Origin of the sequence: Polyangium jinanense, from assembly GCF_028435265.1 — a bacterium.
In the GTDB taxonomy this organism is placed as follows: Bacteria; Myxococcota_A; Polyangia; order Polyangiales; family Polyangiaceae; genus Polyangium; species Polyangium jinanense.
In genome coordinates, this window is record NZ_JAGTJK010000008.1 from 244,233 (window position 1) to 264,050 (window position 19,818).

The window sequence follows — 19,818 nt, forward strand, 5'->3', positions numbered from 1 at the left end:
CGGGGCCTCAGCGCCCGGGCAGGTGGTTGTCCGGGCGCTTGCGGCGGGGGCGGCCGAGCAGGCGCCGCCCCGCTTCGAGCAGGTGCTCGCGCAGGGTGTCGTCGTCGATGCCCGCGTATTCGGGTGCGCCGCCGACCATCGCGAGCCCCGTGAACACGACGTGCACCGCGATCGCGTCGGCGAGGCTCGGGTTTTCCCCGGCGAGCACCGCTTTCATTCTGGTTTTGACGTCCTCGCCGCGCGGCGTCCGGAACGCCCGGTTGATGACCCGCTGGATGCCGGGGTCGCTGTTGTACAGGCTGAGCAGCGAGCGCTGGCGGACGATGAGCTCGACGAATCCCGAGAGCGCGTGATCGATCTGCGCGCCCCGGCTCCGTAGCGCGCGCGCTTCTTCGATGATCTGGTCGAGCTCCTGGACCCCGGGCGCGGCGACGGCCTCCGTGATCTCGTCCTTCGTCTTGAAGTGGTAGTAGACGGCGGCCTTCGTGACGCCGAGCTCGTCGGCGATCATCTGCAGGGACGTGCCCTCCACCCCGTGTTCGCTGAACAGCTTCAGCGCGGTGTCGAGCAGTCTGGATCGGGTGTCGGTGGCGGCGGTGCCGGCGGTCATGCGCTCTCCTCGCGGAACGCCAGACAGTACCCCGGCTGCTGGACACAGGTCACGTACTTGCCGCTCGGCTTGAGCTGTGCTTGCCGATCGGCTAGGCTGCTCGCCCGAATCGAGGTGGAACCATGTCAGCCGATGCCGTTCCGACGCTTCATATCAGCCGAACCTGCCCGTATGCGCCGCCCGCGGAGCATCGCAAGCTCCGCGTGGAGACGCCGATCGCCAAGGTAAAACTGCCCAATGGGAGGATCGTGTGGGTCGCCACGAGCCACAAGGACATTCGGGCGATCCTGTCCGATCCGCGGTTCAGCAGCAACCGGCGCGATCCCAATTTCCCCTCGCTGGCGTACGAGCGCCCGGCCTCGAGCAACCTCAAGCCGATGCTGCTCGAGCTCGACCCGCCCGAGCACGGGCCCGCGCGCCGCGCCGTGCTCGGTGAGTTCACGTTGCAGCGGATCAACGCGCTCGGGCCGCGCATCCAGCAGATCGTGGACGAGCACATCGACGCGATGCTCGCCGGGCCGCGCCCGGTCGACCTGGTGCAGGCGCTCTCCCTGCCGGTGCCCTCGCTCGTCATTTGCGAGCTGCTCGGCGTGCCCTACGCCGATCACGAGTTCTTCCAGAAGCACTCTTCGGTCATCGTGAGCCAGAAGCTGCCGGCCGACGTGATCATGGGATCGGTCGTCGAGCTCATGACGTATCTCGGAAAACTCGTGGGCGCGAAGGCGCAGAACCCCACCGAGGATCTGCTGAGCCGCCAGATCCAGAAGCAGCTGGCCGAGACCGGCGCCGTCGATTTCGAGGGCATGGTCAGCATGGCGTTCCTGCTCCTCATCGCCGGGCACGAGACCACCGCGAACATGATCTCGCTGAGCACGCTGGTGCTGCTGCAGCACCCGGAGAAGCTCGCCGCCATCAAGCAGGACCCGTCGAAGACCATCGGGGCCGTCGAGGAGCTTTTGCGGTACTTCACCATTGCGGAGTCCGCGCTCGGTCGGGTCGCCACGGCGGACGTGGAAATCGGCGGCGTGGTCATCAAGGCCGGCGAAGGCGTGTTCGCCCTGGCCAACACGGCGAACCGCGATCCGGAGGTCTTCGAGAACGCCGACGAGCTCGACCTCGAGCGAGGCTCGCGCAACCACCTCGCGTTCGGCTTCGGCCCGCACCAATGCCTCGGGCAGAACCTCGCCCGGCTGGAGCTCCAGATCGTCATCGACACGCTGTTCCGCCGCATCCCCGAGCTCAGGCCGGCCGTGCCTTTCGAGGAGCTCTCGTTCAAGGACAGCTCCACCGTCTACGGCATGAACGAGTTCCCCGTCACCTGGTGAACCGGGCTGCGGGCGGCCTCTCTGGTCCTCGGCCGGCCTTTGCCGTAGCATCCGGGTTCTTTCTTGAACCACGGAGGGCGCATGGCATCGGTGGGCATCATCGGGGGTGGATTGAGTGGGCTCGTGGCCGCGAAGACGTTCCTGCGGGGCGGCTTCGAGGTCACGGTGTTCGAGAAGGAAGACGAGGTCGGCGGCGTCTGGGCACGCTCGCGCCGCTACCCCGGCCTCCAGACGCAAAACGCCCGCGACACCTACGCATTCTCCGATTTCCCCATGCCCAGCCACTACCCCGAGTGGCCCGAGGGCGCCCAGGTCCAGGCCTATCTCGCGAGCTACGCCGACCATTTCGGCGTCACGCCACGCGTCCGTCTCCGCACCCAGGTGGGCGAGATCCGCCGCCGCGACGGAGGCGGGTTTGTCGTGGACACGCGCCCCGTGGGCGCCCCCGCATCCGAGCGGAACACCCACGCCTTCGACCAGGTGATCATCTCCAGCGGCCTCTTCAGCCTGCCGCACATCCCCGCGATCCCCGGCCGCGAGGCGTTCGAGGCGAACGGGGGCCGCGTGCTGCACACGACGGCGTTCCACGACACGAGCGTCGTGCGGGGCAAACGCGTGGTCGTCGTGGGCTTCTCGAAGTCGGCGTGCGACGTGGCGTCCGTCGCGGTGGAGCCCGCGCGCGAGGTGACGCTCGTCCACCGGAGCATCGCGTGGAAGGCGCCGCGGTTCCTGTTCGGGGTCGTGCCCACGAAGTTCCTGCTCCTGAACCGCTTCTCCGAGATGTTTTTCCTGCACCCGCGCGCGGAGGGCTTCGAGCGCGCGATGCACGAAAAGGCTTTCGGGTTTGTCGCCTGGTACTGGAACCAGGTCATGGGCGCCCTCGACATGGACCTCGGGCTCACCAAGACCGGCCTCCGGCCCGAGGCGCCTCTGAGCGACGTCGGTTGCTCGCTCAACATGGCGCCCGTGGGCTTCTACGAGGCCGCGCAGCGCGGGGCGCTGAAGCTCCACCGGGGCGAGATCGCGCGGTTCCACGAAGGCGCCGTCGAGACCTCGGACGGCAAGCGCATCCCGGCCGACGTTGTGATCTTCGGGACGGGTTTTCGCCAGGAGTTCCCGTTCCTCGAACCCTCGCTCCAGCGCATCGTGCAGGACGAGGAGGGCACATTCCGGCTCTATCGCGGCCTCTACCACCCCGACGTCCCGGGCCTCGGTTTCTGCGGCTTCATCAACAGCCTCTACAGCCAGCTCACCTCGGAGGTCGGCGCGCGGTGGCTCTGCGAGCTCTTCCGGGGCCGGATGAAGCTGCCGCCGCGCGAGGAGGTGATCGCCCGCATCGACGAGCACCTCGCCTTCCGCAAGCGCGAGCGGCCGGACGCGTTCACGGGCGGAGCTTGCATCGTCCCGTGGAACTTCCACTACATCGACGACCTTTGCCGGGACATGGGGGCGCGGGTGCGCAGGCTGCCGCAAAATCCCTTCCGCGAGTTCCTCCTTCCGGTGGATCCTTCGCTCTACGCGGACCTCGAGGAGGAGCTCGATGCGCGCGCCCGCGAGGCGCGTGATCGCGACGAAGCATGCAGAACCCCCGAGACTTCAAGAAGCTCTTCAAACGCCTTCTCCTGAGCCCCGTCGCGGGCATGTCCTGGGAGGACAAGCTCGCGTTCGTGCGCGCGTACATGCGCGAGCTCGAGTCGCGCAAGGACCCGATGGAGGAGTCCGCCGAGCTCGAGCCGGCGATCGAGATCGTCCCGTTCGAGGCCGGCCGAAGGCCCATGGACGAGGCGCTCGGCCCCGGGCTCGGCGCGAGCGAGCACGCGGGCCTCGTGTCGACCGCGGCAAAGGACGCGCACACAGACGACCTCTGCCTGCTCTACCAGGTGAAGGACCTCTACGCGTACGTCGCGCCGTTCCAGCGCTCGTTCGAGGTCCGCATGTCGGTCGAGTTCCTGCCGCACGTCGAGGGCGACGGCGAGCCTTGCCCCGTCCCGGGGCTTTCGGGCATCGTGCTCAAGCCACAGGTCGTCTCGGCCGCCGCGTACCCGTTCCCCGCGATCGAGGAGGCGTCGTGGAACGAGTTCTACAAGACCGTCTACGCGGCGACGTTGAATCCAGAGGGCCTCCTGCCGCGCCGCAAAGGCAGCCCCGAGGGGCGCGGGTACGACTGGTCCGAGGTCGCACCCTCCCTGCGCGCGCGCACGCCCGACGGTGCCGATCCGTTCACGTTCGCGCACCTCTTCCACCAGAAGCTGCGCATCACGCTCGCCCTTCACACGGAGGGCAGCAAGTACATGGCCGAAGACACGATCGAGGCCGAGATCTACGACACGGGCCGCTTCGGATCGCTCTACGCGCGGCTCTGCGAGCGGCTCATCCCGGCCGACACGAAGCTGCAGGCCGACGTGCTGGACATCCCGGATCTGCACGTCGGATACCACCCGTGGTTCCCGGTCCTCACGATTGGCACCGACAAGGCGATGCTCTACCTGCACGCCATCCGGCAGGACCTCGGCGAGCAGCGGCGAAACCTCCCCGATCCCGCGTGGCTCCTGCGCGTCGGCCTCTACCTGGAGCTGCTCACGTGCCTCGGCATCTTCGGGGCCGTGCGGGCCGAGCACCCCGATCTGCTCTCGCCGGCCGAGCGCCAGGTGTTCGAGAAAAGCCCGGTCTTCGCGCGGATCCGCGAGCGGATCGACGTCGCGGCGTGGAGGCGGGTCTGGGCCATGCGCGAGATCGTCCCGCGCTCGTCGGATCTGCTCGCGGCCGGGCCCGTGAGCTTCGCGAACCTCCTGCGCAAGCAGAAGGCGACGCTCGCGTTCCTGCACGCGCATCACGAGGACCTGAAGCACGCCATCGCGCTCGCCGGCCCGAACGTCGAGAACGCGCAGGAGACCTGGCACCGCGTCTTCCGCGACGCCGAGCGCGCGGTCCTCAAGAACGGCCTCGCCGCGTTCCCCGAGCTCGGTTGGCTCGACCAACGCACGCGTGACTTCGCCATGTGGCACCAGCGCGGCGTCTTCGGCAGCTACGCGCTTCCCGAGTCGTTGACCGGGGCCTTCGGCGATCAGGACGGCCTCTTCCCCTCGGCGTGTCGGCAGTACCGCCAGTCGATGAACGAGGTCGCGCGTTTCGCCCGTGAGCGTGGACTCATGGATCACACGGGCGACGAGTGCATCCCGCGCACCGCGAGCCTCTTCGAGGCGTACATGCGCGGCGACAGCTCCCTCGTCGACGCCCTGCAGCGGCGTGACGGCTACGGCGGCGGGCTCGACGCGGCCGAGCCGCTCTCCCTCGGGCCCGAGCCCACGCATGCCGACATCGCGGCGCTCCTTCGCCGCGTGCCGGTCTTCAAGCCGCTCACGGATCGCGAGGTCGAAAGGCTCGCGCAGAAGACACGCCCCGTCGTCTACGGCCCGCACGATCGTGTGGTGCGCGAGGGCGACCGGGGCTCCTCACTCTTCATCCTCGCCGCGGGCACGGTCGAGGTCCTCGTGCGCCAGCAGGGCGGCCAGGACGTCGCCGTGGCCACGCTGGAGCGCGGCGCGGTCTTCGGGGAGGTCGCGTTGCTCACGGGCTGCGAGCGCACTGCTACCGTGCGCACGACCTGCGAGTCGACGCTCTACGAGATCAGCAAGCAGGCGCTCGCGCCGATCATCGAGTCACGCCCGCAGCTCGTGGTCGAGCTCGGCCTGCTGATCGCCGCGCGGCAGCTCGATCGGGAGGGCCGCATGCGGCAAGCGAGCCCGGACGGGCTCGCGGGTCGGATCCGGAAGTTCTTGCTCGGTTGAATCGCGTGCAAAGGCCGCATCGCGGCCTTTGCATCCAACGTCCAGGGCTTGCCCTGGTCCGGGTCGAGGGGTGGACAACCCCTCGTCGGGTCCGGGGTGAAACCCCGGCGCTACGCTGTGAAAACCCCTCTTACGTGCCATCGAGCAGCCAGATCATGGCCTCGGCCTCGTCCTGGAAGAACGCGAACGAGGGCAAGCCTTGCTCGATGGACATGCGCGCGAGCTGCATCTTCGTCAGCGTACTCGACACGATATTTGCGGCTCGCACGCAGCCGTTTTTCTGGGCGACCTCCATCGTCCGCTCCACGAACGCGCTCACGTCGGGCTTCTGGGCTGCGAAGTCCGCGGTGTCCGCGAGGACGCGCCAGCGCTTGCCCCAGAGCGGCTGCGTCACGCGCGCGAACTCCTCGTAGTAGGCCCGCGCCTGATCGACCGTCCAGAAGCCCCATACCGAAAGCCGCACGAGCCTACGCTCCCGCTCCACGCGGATCGTGTATCCGCTCCGGGCCCGCGACACGGACGACTTCACCCGCTCCAGCGAGGACGGCGGCGTCGAGTGCCGGCTCGTCCGTGACGGCGTCGGGTGCTTCGTTTCCTCGCTCGGCGGCGGGATCGAGGGGCGGGAGCCGCGCGCCGGAGGGGGCGGCGTCGATTCGTACGTGACCGAAATGTAGGGCTCCCGCGGCGGAGGCGGCGTCGAGTGGCTCGGGTCCACATGGTCCGCGGGGAAGAGGGCCTCGGAGAGCGCGACGAGTGCGGCGGAGGCGCTCGGGAATCGATCGCCCGGGTTTCGCGCGACACACCGTGAAAACCAGGCGTCGACTGCCGCGGGCAGCTCCACGGCGTGGCGCCGCCGCGCCCGCGTCGCGGGGGGCTCGGGCAGCGGGTTGTCGAGGCAACGCGCGAGCGTGATGATCGAGGGTGCCTTCTCGAACTCCTCGGCCCAGTACGGCGCGCCGACGAGCAGCATGAACGCCGTGTGCCCGAGCGCGTAGACGTCGACGGCGGGGCCGATGGGCTGGTCCATGAAGATCTGCTCGGGCGCCATGAAGTAGGGGCTGCCGAGGATGGTCTTCGTCTGCATCCCGATGCCGAGGTGGCCGTCGGCCTTGGCGATGCCGAAGTCGAGCAGCTTGAGGCACGGCGAGCCGTCGTCGCGGTACGTCAGAAAGAGGTTGTCGGGCTTGATGTCGCGATGCACGACGCCTGCCGCGTGGGTCTTGTCGAGCGCGAACGCGGCCTGCGCGAGGTAGGTGCGCACCTCGCCGGGGGGCAGGGCGCCGCGCTCGGTGACGACCATGCCGAGGTCGCGCCCGCGCAGGAGCTCCATCGCGAGGAAGGGCAAACCCGAGGGCACGTCCACGCCGGCGTCGATCACGCGGACGATGTGATCACTCTCGAGCTCCCCGAGGATCCGCGCCTCGCGTTCGAAGCGCGCCTTGAAGTCTGCGTGCTCGGCGAGCAGGTTCGGGTGGATGATCTTCAGGGCGCGGCGGCCGGCGGTGCGTTCGTCCGTGGCCTCGTAGACGGCGCCCATCCCGCCCGTGCGGATCGTGCGCACGATGCGGTATCGCTCATGAAAGAGCTGCGCGGGGGCGAGCAGAAAGATCGGCACCGTGTCCGCGCCGGGGTCCGACATGTGCCGAGCGTACGGGCAGACAAACGCCGATTCAAGGCAAGCCGAGATCGTCGTCCTCGAGCTCCGTGGTGCGACCGAGCGCCTTGCAGAGCTCGGTCCACGCCTCCTGCATCGACGTGAAGCGGTGCGAAGGCTGGCTCGCGAGCACCCGCGCGACCCACGGATCCACGGCCTCCGGCAGATCGGGCCGGAGCGCGCGCAGGCTCGGGCGCGGGTCGGTCGAGACAGCGCGCAAAAGTTCCACCATCTTGCGTGCGGGGAACGGGAGCCTGCTGCCGATCATGCGGAAGACGACGGCGCCGAACGAGTAGACGTCGGCGCGGTGATCGAGGTCCTTGGGTTTGCCCGCCCAGATCTCGGGCGCCATGTACGTCGGGGATCCGGCGATGGTGCCGTCGCGCGTGACCGTGAAACCTCCGACCTCCTTGGCGAGGCCGAAGTCGAGCAGCCGCACGCGGCCCCGCGCGCGCGTGCGCAGGACGAAGATGTTCGCGGGTTTGACGTCGCGGTGCACGATGCCGCGCGCGTGCGCGGCGGAGAGCGTCTCGGCGACGGGGCGCATGATCTCGAGCGCGCGATCGATGGGCATGGGCCCACCTTTCGCCTCGACGCCGCGCACGTAGGCCTCGAGATCCTTGCCCTCGAGCAGCTCCATCACGATGTAGAGCGTGCCGTTGTCCGAGCGGTTGAAGGCGAGGATCTGCGTCGCCGCCGTGCCGCTGAGCAGGCCCATGGCGCGCGCCTCGCGGGCGATGCGCGTCGTGAACACGGGCTCGCTCGTGATGTTCGGCAGGAGGCACTTCACGGCGACGGGCGCGCTGAGGTCCATGTCCTCGGCGCGGAACACGTAGCCGTGGCCGCCGCTGCCGATGAGATCGAGGAGCTTGTACCGACCGTCGATGACATCACCCGCTCGATACGACATGGCGCTCCTCGTCTGGCCGCGTCTTTCCGCCGCGGCAGGCTCGTACGATACCGAAGGCGCCCCGAGGGCCGCAACGGGCAGCCGGACCTCGTGGCGGAACGCGAGAGAAGCACCCGCGCGCGCCGCACGTTGCAGATTTGAAAAACGTTTCGGGTTGCCTGTCCTCGTCGGCGACGGTAGGGGCGATGCGATGTCCGGGCCAGGGCGCGGCGCGGAACGCGCCGGCTCGGCGGTTCCGCTCCTGGAGGCGCGTTCCGTAGGCCATGCCCGAGGGCGAACCTGGGCTATCCTTCGCCGCGATGATCCGACGCACCCCGTTCGTCCTTCCGCTCCTCCTCGTCCTCGGCTGTTCGGGCGAGGGCCTGCCTCCGGCGCCCGCGCCGACCACGAGCCTGCCGGCCGCGTCGCCGTCCGCCGCGACGAGCGCCGCCGCCGCGGAAAAACCGGCACCGAAGGGCCCGGTCGCGCCGATTGCCAAGAAGGAGCCGCGCGTCACCGAGCTCCACGGCGTGAAGCTCGTCGACGACTATGCGTGGCTGAGCAAGAAGGACGCGCCCGAGGTGCTCGAGCACCTGCGCGCGGAGAACGCGTACAGCGAGGCCATGACCGCCGCGCTCACGCCGGTGAAGGACCGCATCTATGGCGAAATCCTCGGCCGCCTGCAGGAGACCGACGTGGAGGTCCCCTCCCGGGAGGGCGCGTATCTCTATTACACGCGCACCGAAAAAGGGAAACAATACCCCATTTACTGCCGCAAGGCCGTGAAGGGCGGGGACAAGGCGCCCGAGGAGATCGTGATCGATCCGAACGAGATCGCGAAGACCGAGAAATACGTGGGCCTCGGCCCGCTCGCGTTCTCCGAGGACGGCAATCTCCTCGCGTATGGCCTCGACACCACCGGCTTCCGGCAATTCGTGCTTCACGTGCGGGACCTCAAGACGGGCAAGGATCTCGCGGATCGGGCCGAGCGCGTCACGTCGGTCGTGTTCGCCAAGGATGGCAAGACGCTCTTTTATACGGTCGAGGATCCCGTCACGAAGCGCTCGCACAAGTTTTTCCGGCACAACCTCGGCGACGACGCGGCCAAGGATGCGCTGCTCTACGAGGAGAAGGACGAGCGGTTCCGCCTGCATTCGGCTCGTTCGAGCAGCAAGAAGCTCATCTTCGTCCAGTCGAACAGCCACACGACGAGCGAGGTCCGTTTCCTGCCCGCGGACAAACCCAGCGCGTCGCTCACGCTCGTCGAGCCGCGGGAGCAGGACCACGAGTACGACGTGGATCATCGCGGCGACGAACTCGTGATCCGCACGAACAGCCCCGCGAAGCCGGGCGATCCGAAATCGACGAACTACCGGCTCGTCGTGGCCAAGGTCTCATCCCCGGGGCGTGCGTCGTGGAAGGAGACGATTGCGCACCGCAAGAACGTGATGATCGAATTCGTCGAGCTCTTCTCGACGTTTGCCGTGGCCTTCGAGCGCGAGGACGGCCTGCGCCAGATCCGGGTGCTCGACCCGAAAAAGCTCTCCCTCGACGGCTCGCACCGGGTCACGCTGCCCGAGCCGATCTTCACGCTGCGGCAGGGGGACAACCGCGAGTTCGACGCGACGTTCTATCGATTCCGGTTCGAATCACCGACGACGCCTCCCACGGTGTACGATTACGAACCGAAGAAGCGCGCGCTCGTGCAGAAGAAGCGCGTGGAGGTCCCGAACTACGATCCCGGCCGGTACGAGTCGAAGCGGGTGCACGCGACGGCCAAGGACGGCACGAAGATCCCGGTTTCGCTGCTCTACAAAAAAGGGACGAACCCGGACGGGAAGAACCCGCTCTTCCTATATGCATACGGCTCGTACGGCTTCCCCATCTTCCCGATGTTCTCGGCGCAGGCGTTCTCGCTCGTGGATCGCGGCGTGGTCTGCGCGATCGCCCATATTCGCGGCGGCGGCGAGCTCGGCGAGATCTGGCACGACGCCGGGCGCATGAAGACGAAGATGAACACGTTCACCGATTTCGTGGACGCGACCGAGGGCCTCGTGCAAATGGGCTGGGCCGCGAAGGATCGCATCGCGATCCAGGGCGCGAGCGCGGGCGGTCTGCTCATGGGCGCGGTCCTGAACATGCGCCCGGATCTGTATCGCGCGGCGATCGCCGACGTGCCTTTCGTCGACGTGATCAACACGATGCTCGACGAATCCCTCCCGCTCACCGTCGAGGAATTCGAGGAGTGGGGCAATCCCAAGAAGAAGGACGAATTCGAATACATCGCCCGCTACAGCCCCTACGAGAACGTCGGGAAGAAGGCGTATCCGTCGATCCTCGTGAACACGTCGTACAACGACAGCCAGGTGATGTACTGGGAGCCCGCGAAATGGGTGGCGAAGCTCCGTGAAATCAAAACGGACCAGAACCAGCTCCTCCTGCGCATTCACCTCGATCCGGCCGGGCACGGGGGCAAATCAGGGCGTTACGAGCGAATGCAGGAGATGGCGTTCAAGTACGCGTGGCTGCTCGATAGGCTCGAGGTGAAGGACGGGAAATGACGACCGAGCCCCGCCTCGCCCTGATCGCCGCCGTCGCGGAGAATGGCGTCATCGGCGTCGACAACCGCCTGCCCTGGCGGCTTCCGGGCGACCTCGCCCACTTCAAGGCCACGACCATGGGCAAGCCCATTGTCATGGGCCGCAAGACCTGGGAGAGCATCGGGGCAAAACCCCTGCCTGGCCGCAAGAACCTGGTCGTCACGCGGAAGGACGATTATCGCGCGCCGGGAGCGGTGGTCTGCCACTCCTTTGCCGAGGCCATCGGACGGGCGCGCCTCTTTGCGGCGGAGGTCGGCGCCGGCGAGATCGTGGTCATTGGCGGGGAGGCCTTGTTTGCGGAGGCGCTCGCGCAGGCGGATCGGCTGTATCTGACGGAGGTCCACGCCCGGCCCGCGGGCGACGCCTTTTTTCCCGCATTCGACCGGGCAGAATGGCGGGAGATCACGCGCCGCGACGAACCGGAGCAGGGGACCACGTCCCCCGCGTACAGCATCCTGGTGCTGGACCGGAATCGTCCGGCCTCCTGACCTAGCGGTTCAGGCTTGGCGGGGCCGGGGCCGCGCTGCCTTGCGGGCCTTGCCGCGCTCCTGGATCGCCCACGCGATCCCGTCTTTCAGGCTGCGCACCGTGATCACGCCGTGCACCTCGACGCCCATGGTGATCAGCGTCTGCGCCACGTGGGGCTGGATCCCGGTGAAGACGGCCTTGGCGCCGATGAGCTTCACGGCGTGCGCCGTGCGCACGAGCGCCTCGGCGACCTGGGTGTCGATCGTCGTGATGCCCGTCACGTCGAGCAGCACCGTCTCGGCCGCCATGTTCACCACACCTTCGAGCAGCGTCTCCAGCACGACCTGCGCGCGCTTCTCGTCGATACGCCCGACGAGCGGCATTGCGAGCACGTCGTCGGCAATGGGAATGAGCGGCGCCGAGAGCTCCCGGAGCGCCTGCTCCTGCGCGTCGATGAGCTCCGCGCGCAGTTGCTCGTTCCGCGTTGCGTGCTCCTCCGCGCGCCGCCGATCCGTGACGTCGATCCCGACGGCCTGAAACGCCGCGACGTTGCCCGCTTCGTCGAGGATCGCGCGATCGATCCAGTTGAGCCATCGCACCTCGCCCCCAGGCGGCAGCACCCGGTGCTCGAGTTCGATGACTGGCTCGTTCGGCCCGAGTCGGGCGAGCACGTCGGCGATGAGGACCTGATCCTCCTCCGGGACGAGGGGCGCGAAACGGTGGCCGATGAGCTCTTCGCGCGTCTTGCTGAAGTAGCGGCAATACGCGTCGTTCACGAAGGAGAGCGTGCCATCCATGCTGAACCTGCAGATGAGCTCACGCTGGTCCTCCACCAGCGTCGCGTACATCTGCGTCTTCAACCACAGCTCCCGCTGGAGCTCCGCGTTGCGGCGCTGGAGCTCCGCCACCTGCGCTTCGAGCGAATCCGTGTCCTGGCTCATCCCCATCGACCCGTGGAACCGGTCGACGGTAGGGCAATACGCCGCGCCGAGGCAAGCGCGGCGTGAGGAAGATCCTGAAAGAGGTAGGGGAGACGTGTAGGGGGACGCCCGAATTACGCCGTCACGAGACGCTCGACCTCGCCATACGTCGCCGCGATGGCCTCGTCGATCTTGCCGGCCTCGGGGCCGCCGGCCTGCGCCATGTCGGGCCGGCCGCCGCCGCGCCCGCCCACGATCGCGGCCACGTTCTTGATCACGTCGCCGGCCTTCACGCGGCTCGTCGCGGCCTTCGAGACCATCACCGCGAGCTGCGCCTTGCCCGCGTCCACCGCGCCCACGAGCACGAGGCTCGACTCGCCGAGTTTGTCCCGGAGCTTTTCCGCGATCTCGCGCAGCGCCGCCGCCTGCGTGCCATCGGGCATGCGACGCGCGAGGACCTTGATGCCCGAGATATCGCGGGCCTCCGCGAGCATCGCGTCGATCCCGCCGCCCCCGCCGCCGCCGGGACCGCCGCCCTCGATGAGCCTGCGCTCGAGCTCGGCGACCTTCTTCTCGAGCTCGCGCTCGTGCGCCACGATCTTGCCGATCTTGTCCGAGAGATCGCCGCCCTGCGCCTTCGCGACCTGGCGCGCCTTCTGGATGTCGTCTTCGAGGCTCCGCACGTAGCCGAGCGCGTTCTTGCCCGTCGCCGCGAAGACGCGCCGCACGCCGGCCGCGACGCCGCCCTCGCCCGTGATCTTGAACAGGCCGATGTCGCCGAGCGCCCGCGCGTGCGTGCCGCCGCAGAGCTCGATCGAGTCCTGGGTCATCGTCAGCATGCGGACGACGTCGCCGTACTTCTCCTCGAAGATGGCGACGGCGCCGCGCTTGCGGGCCTCGTCGACGGGCAGGACCTCCGTGAGCACCGGCGCGTTCTCCAGGACCTTGCCGTTCACGAGGTCCTCGATGCGCTCGATCTCGTCGCGCGTGAGGGGCTTGTTGTGCGCGAAGTCGAACCGGAGCATGTCCGGCGCGACACGCGAGCCCTTCTGCTGCGCGTGCTCGCCGAGCACCGTGCGCAGGGCCCAGTGGAGCAGGTGCGTCGCGGAGTGGTTGCGCCGCGTGGCCGAGCGCGCCGCGGGATCGACGGTGAGCGTGACCTTCTGGCCCACGCTGACCTCGCCCGTCTCGATCACGCCCTCGTGCACCACGAGCCCCGTGAGCGGGCGCTGCGTGTCCGTGACGCGGATGCGGAGGTCGCCGGCCGTGATCACGCCGATGTCGCCGACCTGGCCGCCGCTCTCGGCGTAGAACGGCGTCTCCTTCACCACGACCTCGACGTGCGCGCCCGCGTTCGCCCGGTCGACGAGCGCGCGGGTGGGTTTGCCTTGGCCGTCTTTCTTTTCGACCGCGAGGATCGCGACGACCTCGCTCTCGCCCGCCTCGCGCTCGTAGCCGGTGAAGGCCACGGGCGAACCGAGTTTTTCCCGCGCCTGCCGGTACGCGGGGTCGAGGGCGGCCGTCGGATCGATCGGTCCGTCGGCCTCGTCCGCGCCCTTGATGATCTTGTTGGCGCCCTCGACATCCACGCCGTAGCCCTGCTCGCCGCAGATGACCTGCGTGAGATCCAGGGGGAAGCCGTACGTGGTGAAAAGATCCGCGGCCGCGGGCGCCGCGAGGGTCTTGTCGCCCTTCTCGCGCATCGTATCGAAGTGCTCGTCGAGGATCTTCATGCCGCGCTTCAACGTGGCGCGGAAGCGGACCTCCTCGTCCTCGGTGACACGCGCGATGAGCTCACGCCGGTCGCGGAGCTCGGGGTAGACGTCGCCCATGCGATCCACGACGAGCAGCGCGACCTCGTGGAGGAACGGCTTTTCGATCCCGAGCCGGTAGCCGTGCCGGATCGCGCGGCGCATGACGCGACGGAGCACGTACTCGCGCCGCTGCTTCTCGGGCATCACGCCCTCGGCCATGAGGAAGGCCGTGGTGCGGGCGTGGTCGGCGATGACGCGCAGCGAGATGTCGTCCGGCGCGAGGCTCGCCCCGTACGTCTTGCCCGCGATCTCGGCCGCGCGCTCGACGAGCGGGCGGAGCAGGTCGGTGTCGTAGTTCGACGTGACCCCTTGGAGCACGAACGAGATGCGCTCGAGGCCCATGCCCGTGTCGATGCTCGGCGCAGGCAGCGGCGTGACCGGCGCGTCCTTCTCCGCGCGGTCGTACTGCATGAAGACGAGGTTCCAGATCTCGGTCCAGCCCGAGCCGTCGAGCCGGGGCTCCTCGCCGAACCGCGAGAGGTCGACCTCGTCGCCCGTGAAGAAGTGGATCTCCGAGCAGGGGCCACACGGGCCGGTGTCGCCCATGGTCCAGAAGTTGTCCGCCATGCCGAGCCGGAGGATGCGATCGTCGCCGAAGCCCGTGACCTTGCGCCAGATCTCGGCCGCCTCCTCGTCCGCGGGGAAGTTGTTTTCGCCCTTGAACACGGTGACGACGAGCCGCTCCTTCGGGACGCCGTAGACCTTCGTGAGCAGCTCCCAGGCGCTCGTGATGGCCTCTTCCTTGAAGTAGTCGCCGAAGCTGAAGTTGCCGAGCATCTCGAAGAACGTGTGGTGGCGCGCGGTGACGCCGACGTTCTCGAGGTCGTTGTGCTTGCCGCTGATGCGGATGCACTTTTGGCTGCTCGCGGCGCGCGTGTACGGGCGGCGATCCTTGCCCGTGAAGACGTCCTTGAACGGCACCATCCCGGCGTTGACGAACATCAACGTGGGATCGTTCTGCGGGACGATCGGCGCGCTCGGGACGACCTCGTGGCCGCGGGAGGCGAAGAAATCGAGGAAGGTGCGGCGAATCTGATGGCTCGAGGCGGACATGGCGCCCGCCCATCTACCATGTTTCGCGCCTCAGAACATGATCCCGAGGTACCAGCGGAGCGTCTGCGCCGTCTCGGTCTCGAGCGTGGGCGCATTGCGGTTCTCCGGCGCGCTCTCGTAGCGGCCGATCTCGCCGGGCAGGTAGTCGAAGCCGCCGAGCGGGAAGAGCACGCCGTACTGGAGCATCGTGTAGAAGCCGCCCATCTGATCGGGCTTGTCGTTCAGCGTGCCGTCCTTCGCCTGGAAATACAGCGAGAAGTCGAGCTCGACGCCGAGGTCGCGCTTGTTGCCCGGCGTCTGAATGAACTCGCTCGCGCGGCTCCAGATGAGCGCCGCGCTGCCGCCGAGGCGCTGTCCGTTCGGGTCGCGCGCGAAGTCGTACTGCACGGAGGGGCGGAAGTAATACGCGCCCTGCACGCGGCTCATGATGTTGCGCCAGAGGATGAGATCGACGCGGTAGTCCGGGTGGAACCGGCCCGTCGAGAACGTCCGATCGGCCGTGAGCTGCCGATCGATCCGGCCCGATGGCGGCGCGAGACCCTCGACGTCGGGATCACCCGAAGCCCAGCCGAAGCCGAGGTCGATGCGGAGCTTGTCGTCGAGGAGGCGGATCTCGCTCTGCGACGCGACGATGAAGCTCCGCACGGTCCAGCCGGTGTCCTCGGCGTCGAGCGGGTTGCGCTCGACGGTGGTGCTGCCCGCGGGCTGGAGGTTGTCGATCGTGCCGTAGGTCATCGAGGCCTCGGCCTCGAAGCGGAACTTCTTGTAGAGGAACTGGAACCAGAGGTCTGGCGTGAAGAACTGCGCGCCGCGGCGTGCATAGCCGGCGCGGATGCCGGTTGCCGACTGGCCGAACGTGGCGCTCGTCGCGGCATCGGTGGTGTCGTTCGCGAGGACCTGGTTGCGGTACGCGAAGTAGATGCCGCCGTTGATGACCGGCAGCCCCTTGGCGAGGTCGAGCCGCGCGAGCTCGGGATCACGCTTGCGCGCGGCCATGAACACGTACTGGCTCACGTCGTCGAGCTGGCCGAGATCGTAGGGCTGGCCCTGCTGCTCGCGGAGCGCCGCGCTTGTCGGCCCCTCGCTGATGAAGTCCCACGCGCCGGCGAAGTAGAGGTCGTACTTCTTGATGCCGGTCACGAACATGATCCGGTCGACCGTGCTCTGGTAGTCCGAGTCGTAGCCGTTGCCCTCGTTGTTGAGGATGCCGAGGCCCCACTGGTTCGGCATGCGGCCGAAGCGGAGGAGGCCGACGGGCGTGACGTACTCGCCCCAGGCGCGCTTGACGATGATGCTGTCGACGGTGCTGGTTTGTCCCGCGACGGGCGCCCACGAGGTGGTCGCGAGCACGCCGAGCGGCGCGTAGCCGCCGCGCTCGCCCACGGTGTAGTTGCCGCCGACCGCGGGCGTGTTCCAGTAGCCCTCGGGGGTGGAGCCGAGGACGAAGTTGTCGAGGATGTCGATCTGCGAGAGGACCCGGAGGTTGTCGCTGATGTGCAGCTCCGGCGTGAGGCGGAAGCGCATGTTCGCGCCGGCCTGCGTGTTGTTCTCGCAAGCCGAGGTCGCCGTGGGATCGTCGCCGCAGAGGGGGACGGTCTGGACCGCGCCCGACGTGGGGTAGTAGGCGTTGTCGGGCGGCTGCGGCCAGAGCGCGCGATCGGGCAGCTCGCGACGGCCGAGCGCGAAGTGATGGAAGAGCTCGGCGCGCACGCGGAAGAGGCCGTGAATCTCCAGGCTTGGTCGCGCCTGTGACCACCAGTCCTCGGCGAAGACGTCGCTCGGTCGCACGCCGACATCGCCCGTCGGCGGAGGACGATCGGCGCCCTGGCGCGTGAGCGCGCGCGCGTCGCGATCCGGATCCGGCGTGGCAGCGACGGGCGCGGCAGGCTTCGGCGCAGGCGGGGTGGAGGTCTGCGACGCGGCTTCCGGCGCGGCTTGCGTCGACGTGCCTGCGCCCGTGCCGTTCGGAGGCACGAGCGGCTCGTCTGCGGGCGCGGGCGCGGGCGCGGGCGCAGGCGCAGGCGCAGGCGTGGTTTCTGCGGGCTTTGGCGGAGGCGGCGCCGCGGGCTGGGCGAGGGCGGACCCTGCCGCCGTGAGGCCGAAGGCGAGCGCCGCGAGGGATGCTGCCGTTCTCGTTCCCGATCCGTACGAGGAGCCTAGGTACCGCGACGAAATTCGCATGGCGCGTTTGCTGCGTGTGTCGCGCCGGACGGGGCCCCGCCTTGGAATCCGCGTGCCGCGCGCTTTGGGTGTCGTAACGAGGTTCGTCTCGCCGTGCCCGCGCACGGCTCGTCCGGGCGCTCGGGCAGGGGCGATGTCTCACGCCGAGCGGGTGTGGTCAACGTGGATCGATGTTGGCCGCGTGGCCAAGGGACAGGTTCCGAGGTCCCTCGGGGAAAACCCGGCCCGGCCCCTCGGGCCGCGGACGGCCCCGCCGCGAACGTGCTTTTCGCGGGGCCGGAGCGGCCGGCCGAGCGTCAGCCGGCCGGCGAATCGCGTCCAGTACGGCCAGAACGGCCCGAAATTTCACCCGAATCCAGGATCCCCGTTGCGGCGCTCGGGACGGTCTTCTATTCCTGCAATTCTCGTGTACCGCCGTTCCCAACGTGCCGGTTTGCCGTCCGCGCCAAGAGGGTTGATGAGAACGCGACTATCGCCAAGGCTGCTGACTCTTCTGGGACTTCTCTCCGTCTCGCTCGTCCCGACTGCTGCGCTGTCCCAGGAGAGCGCCGCGAGCGGCGCGAAGGAGGGAGAGTTCTCCGTCCAGCGGTTCGAACCCGTGCCGGGGTCGAAGAACTACCTCACGGTCGCGGGGGCTCGCATGGACGCCGCGATGGGCTTCACCGCGGGCCTGATGGTGAACTACGCGAACAAGCCGTTCGTGGTGAAGAGCTGTAGGGCGCAGGCCGACTGCAGCGCGCCGAACGCCGCGACGCAGGATGTCGCGGTCATCAGCGACATGTTCACCGCCGATGTGCTCGCGTCGCTGACGCCGGTGCCGGTCGTGCAGATCGGCCTGCGCCTGCCCGTGATGTACGTGAGCGGCTCGGGCATCAACCTCGACACGGGCGGGCCCGATCCGAACGGCCTCAAGGCGTTTGGCGTGGGTGACGCGACGCTCGAAGGCAAGTTCCGCTTCTTCGGTGATCCGAAGACGAGCGCCGTGGTGCTCGGCGGCGCCGTCGACGTGTCGGCGCCACTCGGCACGATCACCGCGAAGGACAAGTACATCGGCAACAGCACGCCGATCACCGCGGGCGGCCGGCTGATCTTCGACGGCTCGTTCGGCGGGGTCTCGTTCGGCCTGAACCTGCGCGGCGTCTACCGCCCCGAGGCGCGCCTCGGCTCGACGACGGTGGGTCCCTTCGAGTTCCGCTACGGCGCCGCGCTCGGCTATCGCGTGAGCCCGACGGTCCGCGTGTTCGCCGAGGGCTTCGGCGGCACGAAGTTCAGCTCGCAGAACGGGACGAACTCGCTCGAGGTCGACGGCGCCCTCCAGATCACGCCGCTCAGCGTCCCGCTCGCCTTCACGCTCGGCGGCGGCGGCGGCGTGCTGCAAGGCGTGGGCGTGCCGCTCTTCCGCGCGCTCGGCGGCATCGCGTTCGTCGCCGAGGTCGGCGACGAGGATGGCGACGGCATCAACGACAAGGACGACAAGTGTCCGTCGATCGCCGAGGACAAGGACGAATTCGAGGACGACGACGGCTGCCTGGAAGACGACAACGACCAGGACAAGGTCATCGACGTCAACGACAAGTGCCCGCTCAAGCCGGAGACGATCAACGGCCTGAAGGACGACGACGGCTGCCCCGACGAGCTGCCCGACAAGGACAAGGACGGCATCGGGGACGCGGACGACAAGTGCCCGGACGACTTCGGCAAGATGCGCGTGAAGGAGTTCTACGGCTGCCCGGACAAGGATCAGGACGGCGTCGCCGACAAGGCCGACGGTTGCCCCGATCAGCCGGAAGACACGGACGGCTTCTCCGACACCGACGGCTGCCCGGATCCGGACAACGACGGCGACAAGATCAACGACGATCTCGACGAGTGCATCGACACGCCCGAGGTCTACAACGGCTTCAAGGACGAGGACGGCTGCCCCGACGAGTCGCCGGACTCGGACAAGGACGGCATCCCGGACGACAAGGACAAGTGCCCGAAGCAGCCCGAGAACCTGAACGGCTTCGAGGACACGGACGGCTGCCCGGACAAGGGCCCGGCGCTCGTCACGATCACGGAGGACGACATCAAGATCCTCCAGCGCGTCGAGTTCGCGACGAACAGCGACAAGATCCAGGGCGCGACGAGCTTCGCCGTGCTCAACGCGGTCTCGAGCGTGCTCGAGATCCACAAGGAGATCTTCCTCGTGGAGGTCGCGGGTCACACGGACAACGTCGGCAAGACGGAGGAGAACCGGGCGCTGTCGCAGAAGCGCGCGGAGGCCGTGGTCAAGTACCTGATCGACAAGGGCGTCGACAAGGCGCGGCTCCAGGCGAAGGGCTACGGCCCGGATAAGCCGATCGCCGACAACAAGCAGGCCGCTGGCCGCCAGAAGAACCGCCGCGTCGAGTTCAACATCCTGAAGTCGGCGAAGAAGGCACAGGCGGCCCCCCCGCCCTGAGCCGGCTCGATGGAGGAGCGGGGCGACGACGTCTTCGCCTCGCTCCTCGCCCCTCCCTCCTCCCTCGCGATCC

Annotated in this window: 12 protein-coding genes; 6 read left to right on the forward strand and 6 right to left on the reverse strand. The window is 68.4% G+C overall.

Features of this window, described 5'->3' with window-relative positions:
- Window positions 1-7: 7 nt before the first annotated feature.
- Entirely contained in the window at window positions 8-610 is a 603-nt protein-coding gene (locus KEG38_RS18840; RefSeq protein WP_272421092.1) for a TetR/AcrR family transcriptional regulator, read from the reverse strand.
- A 122-nt stretch (window positions 611-732) separates the two neighbouring features.
- On the opposite strand from KEG38_RS18840, the gene KEG38_RS18845 reads away from it, so the two are divergent.
- The 3 genes from KEG38_RS18845 (at window position 733) to KEG38_RS18855 (ending at window position 5,723) form a co-directional block, all read left to right on the forward strand.
- Window positions 733-1,935, forward strand: coding sequence for a cytochrome P450 (locus KEG38_RS18845; protein WP_272421093.1), 1,203 nt, complete (start codon window positions 733-735; stop codon window positions 1,933-1,935).
- An 81-nt stretch (window positions 1,936-2,016) separates the two neighbouring features.
- A complete protein-coding gene (locus tag KEG38_RS18850) occupies window positions 2,017-3,561 on the forward strand; it encodes a flavin-containing monooxygenase (protein WP_272421094.1) in 1,545 nt (514 codons plus the stop codon).
- Entirely contained in the window at window positions 3,513-5,723 is a 2,211-nt protein-coding gene (locus KEG38_RS18855) for a cyclic nucleotide-binding domain-containing protein (protein ID WP_272421095.1), read from the forward strand. The genes KEG38_RS18850 and KEG38_RS18855 overlap by 49 nt, the downstream gene beginning before the upstream one ends.
- 130 nt (window positions 5,724-5,853) lie before the next feature.
- Here KEG38_RS18855 and KEG38_RS18860 read toward each other — a convergent pair whose 3' ends face one another.
- Window positions 5,854-7,362 carry a protein kinase domain-containing protein gene (locus KEG38_RS18860; protein WP_272421096.1) on the reverse strand — a complete coding sequence of 503 codons (1,509 nt, stop codon included), beginning with the start codon at window positions 7,360-7,362 and terminating at the stop codon, window positions 5,854-5,856.
- A 31-nt stretch (window positions 7,363-7,393) separates the two neighbouring features.
- A complete protein-coding gene (locus tag KEG38_RS18865; protein ID WP_272421097.1) occupies window positions 7,394-8,287 on the reverse strand; it encodes a serine/threonine-protein kinase in 894 nt (297 codons plus the stop codon).
- A 299-nt stretch (window positions 8,288-8,586) separates the two neighbouring features.
- Here KEG38_RS18865 and KEG38_RS18870 point away from each other — a divergent pair, with 299 nt between their 5' ends.
- Together KEG38_RS18870 and KEG38_RS18875 are read left to right on the forward strand one after the other, a co-directional pair.
- On the forward strand, window positions 8,587-10,827 hold the full coding sequence (locus tag KEG38_RS18870) for a S9 family peptidase (protein ID WP_272421098.1): 2,241 nt from the start codon (window positions 8,587-8,589) through the stop codon (window positions 10,825-10,827).
- On the forward strand, window positions 10,824-11,354 hold the full coding sequence (locus tag KEG38_RS18875; protein ID WP_272421099.1) for a dihydrofolate reductase: 531 nt from the start codon (window positions 10,824-10,826) through the stop codon (window positions 11,352-11,354). The genes KEG38_RS18870 and KEG38_RS18875 overlap by 4 nt, the downstream gene beginning before the upstream one ends.
- Before the next feature lie 9 nt (window positions 11,355-11,363).
- On the opposite strand, the gene KEG38_RS18880 is transcribed toward KEG38_RS18875, so the two are convergent.
- From KEG38_RS18880 to KEG38_RS18890, 3 genes are all read right to left on the reverse strand, one after another.
- Window positions 11,364-12,275 carry a PAS domain S-box protein gene (locus KEG38_RS18880; protein ID WP_272421100.1) on the reverse strand — a complete coding sequence of 304 codons (912 nt, stop codon included), beginning with the start codon at window positions 12,273-12,275 and terminating at the stop codon, window positions 11,364-11,366.
- Between the two features lie 113 nt (window positions 12,276-12,388).
- Window positions 12,389-15,121, reverse strand: a complete 2,733-nt coding sequence (alaS, locus tag KEG38_RS18885; RefSeq protein ID WP_272421101.1) for an alanine--tRNA ligase — start codon at window positions 15,119-15,121, stop codon at window positions 12,389-12,391.
- A 30-nt stretch (window positions 15,122-15,151) separates the two neighbouring features.
- On the reverse strand, window positions 15,152-17,302 hold the full coding sequence (locus KEG38_RS18890) for a TIGR04551 family protein (RefSeq protein ID WP_272421102.1): 2,151 nt from the start codon (window positions 17,300-17,302) through the stop codon (window positions 15,152-15,154).
- Between the two features lie 457 nt (window positions 17,303-17,759).
- On the opposite strand from KEG38_RS18890, the gene KEG38_RS18895 reads away from it, so the two are divergent.
- Window positions 17,760-19,745: an OmpA family protein gene (locus tag KEG38_RS18895; RefSeq protein WP_272421103.1), complete on the forward strand. Its 1,986-nt coding sequence runs from the start codon at window positions 17,760-17,762 to the stop codon at window positions 19,743-19,745.
- The last annotated feature ends 73 nt before the right edge of the window (window positions 19,746-19,818 follow it).

What these genes read in the sequence shown, in the direction of transcription:
- KEG38_RS18840 (WP_272421092.1), bottom strand. Translation starts at nt 610, where the DNA reads ATGACCGCCGGCACCGCCGCCACCGACACCCGATCCAGACTGCTCGAC.
- KEG38_RS18845 (WP_272421093.1), top strand. Translation starts at nt 733, where the DNA reads ATGTCAGCCGATGCCGTTCCGACGCTTCATATCAGCCGAACCTGCCCG.
- KEG38_RS18850 (WP_272421094.1), top strand. Translation starts at nt 2,017, where the DNA reads ATGGCATCGGTGGGCATCATCGGGGGTGGATTGAGTGGGCTCGTGGCC.
- KEG38_RS18855 (WP_272421095.1), top strand. Translation starts at nt 3,513, where the DNA reads ATGCAGAACCCCCGAGACTTCAAGAAGCTCTTCAAACGCCTTCTCCTG.
- KEG38_RS18860 (WP_272421096.1), bottom strand. Translation starts at nt 7,362, where the DNA reads ATGTCGGACCCCGGCGCGGACACGGTGCCGATCTTTCTGCTCGCCCCC.
- KEG38_RS18865 (WP_272421097.1), bottom strand. Translation starts at nt 8,287, where the DNA reads ATGTCGTATCGAGCGGGTGATGTCATCGACGGTCGGTACAAGCTCCTC.
- KEG38_RS18870 (WP_272421098.1), top strand. Translation starts at nt 8,587, where the DNA reads ATGATCCGACGCACCCCGTTCGTCCTTCCGCTCCTCCTCGTCCTCGGC.
- KEG38_RS18875 (WP_272421099.1), top strand. Translation starts at nt 10,824, where the DNA reads ATGACGACCGAGCCCCGCCTCGCCCTGATCGCCGCCGTCGCGGAGAAT.
- KEG38_RS18880 (WP_272421100.1), bottom strand. Translation starts at nt 12,275, where the DNA reads ATGAGCCAGGACACGGATTCGCTCGAAGCGCAGGTGGCGGAGCTCCAG.
- alaS (WP_272421101.1), bottom strand. Translation starts at nt 15,121, where the DNA reads ATGTCCGCCTCGAGCCATCAGATTCGCCGCACCTTCCTCGATTTCTTC.
- KEG38_RS18890 (WP_272421102.1), bottom strand. Translation starts at nt 17,302, where the DNA reads ATGCGAATTTCGTCGCGGTACCTAGGCTCCTCGTACGGATCGGGAACG.
- KEG38_RS18895 (WP_272421103.1), top strand. Translation starts at nt 17,760, where the DNA reads ATGAGAACGCGACTATCGCCAAGGCTGCTGACTCTTCTGGGACTTCTC.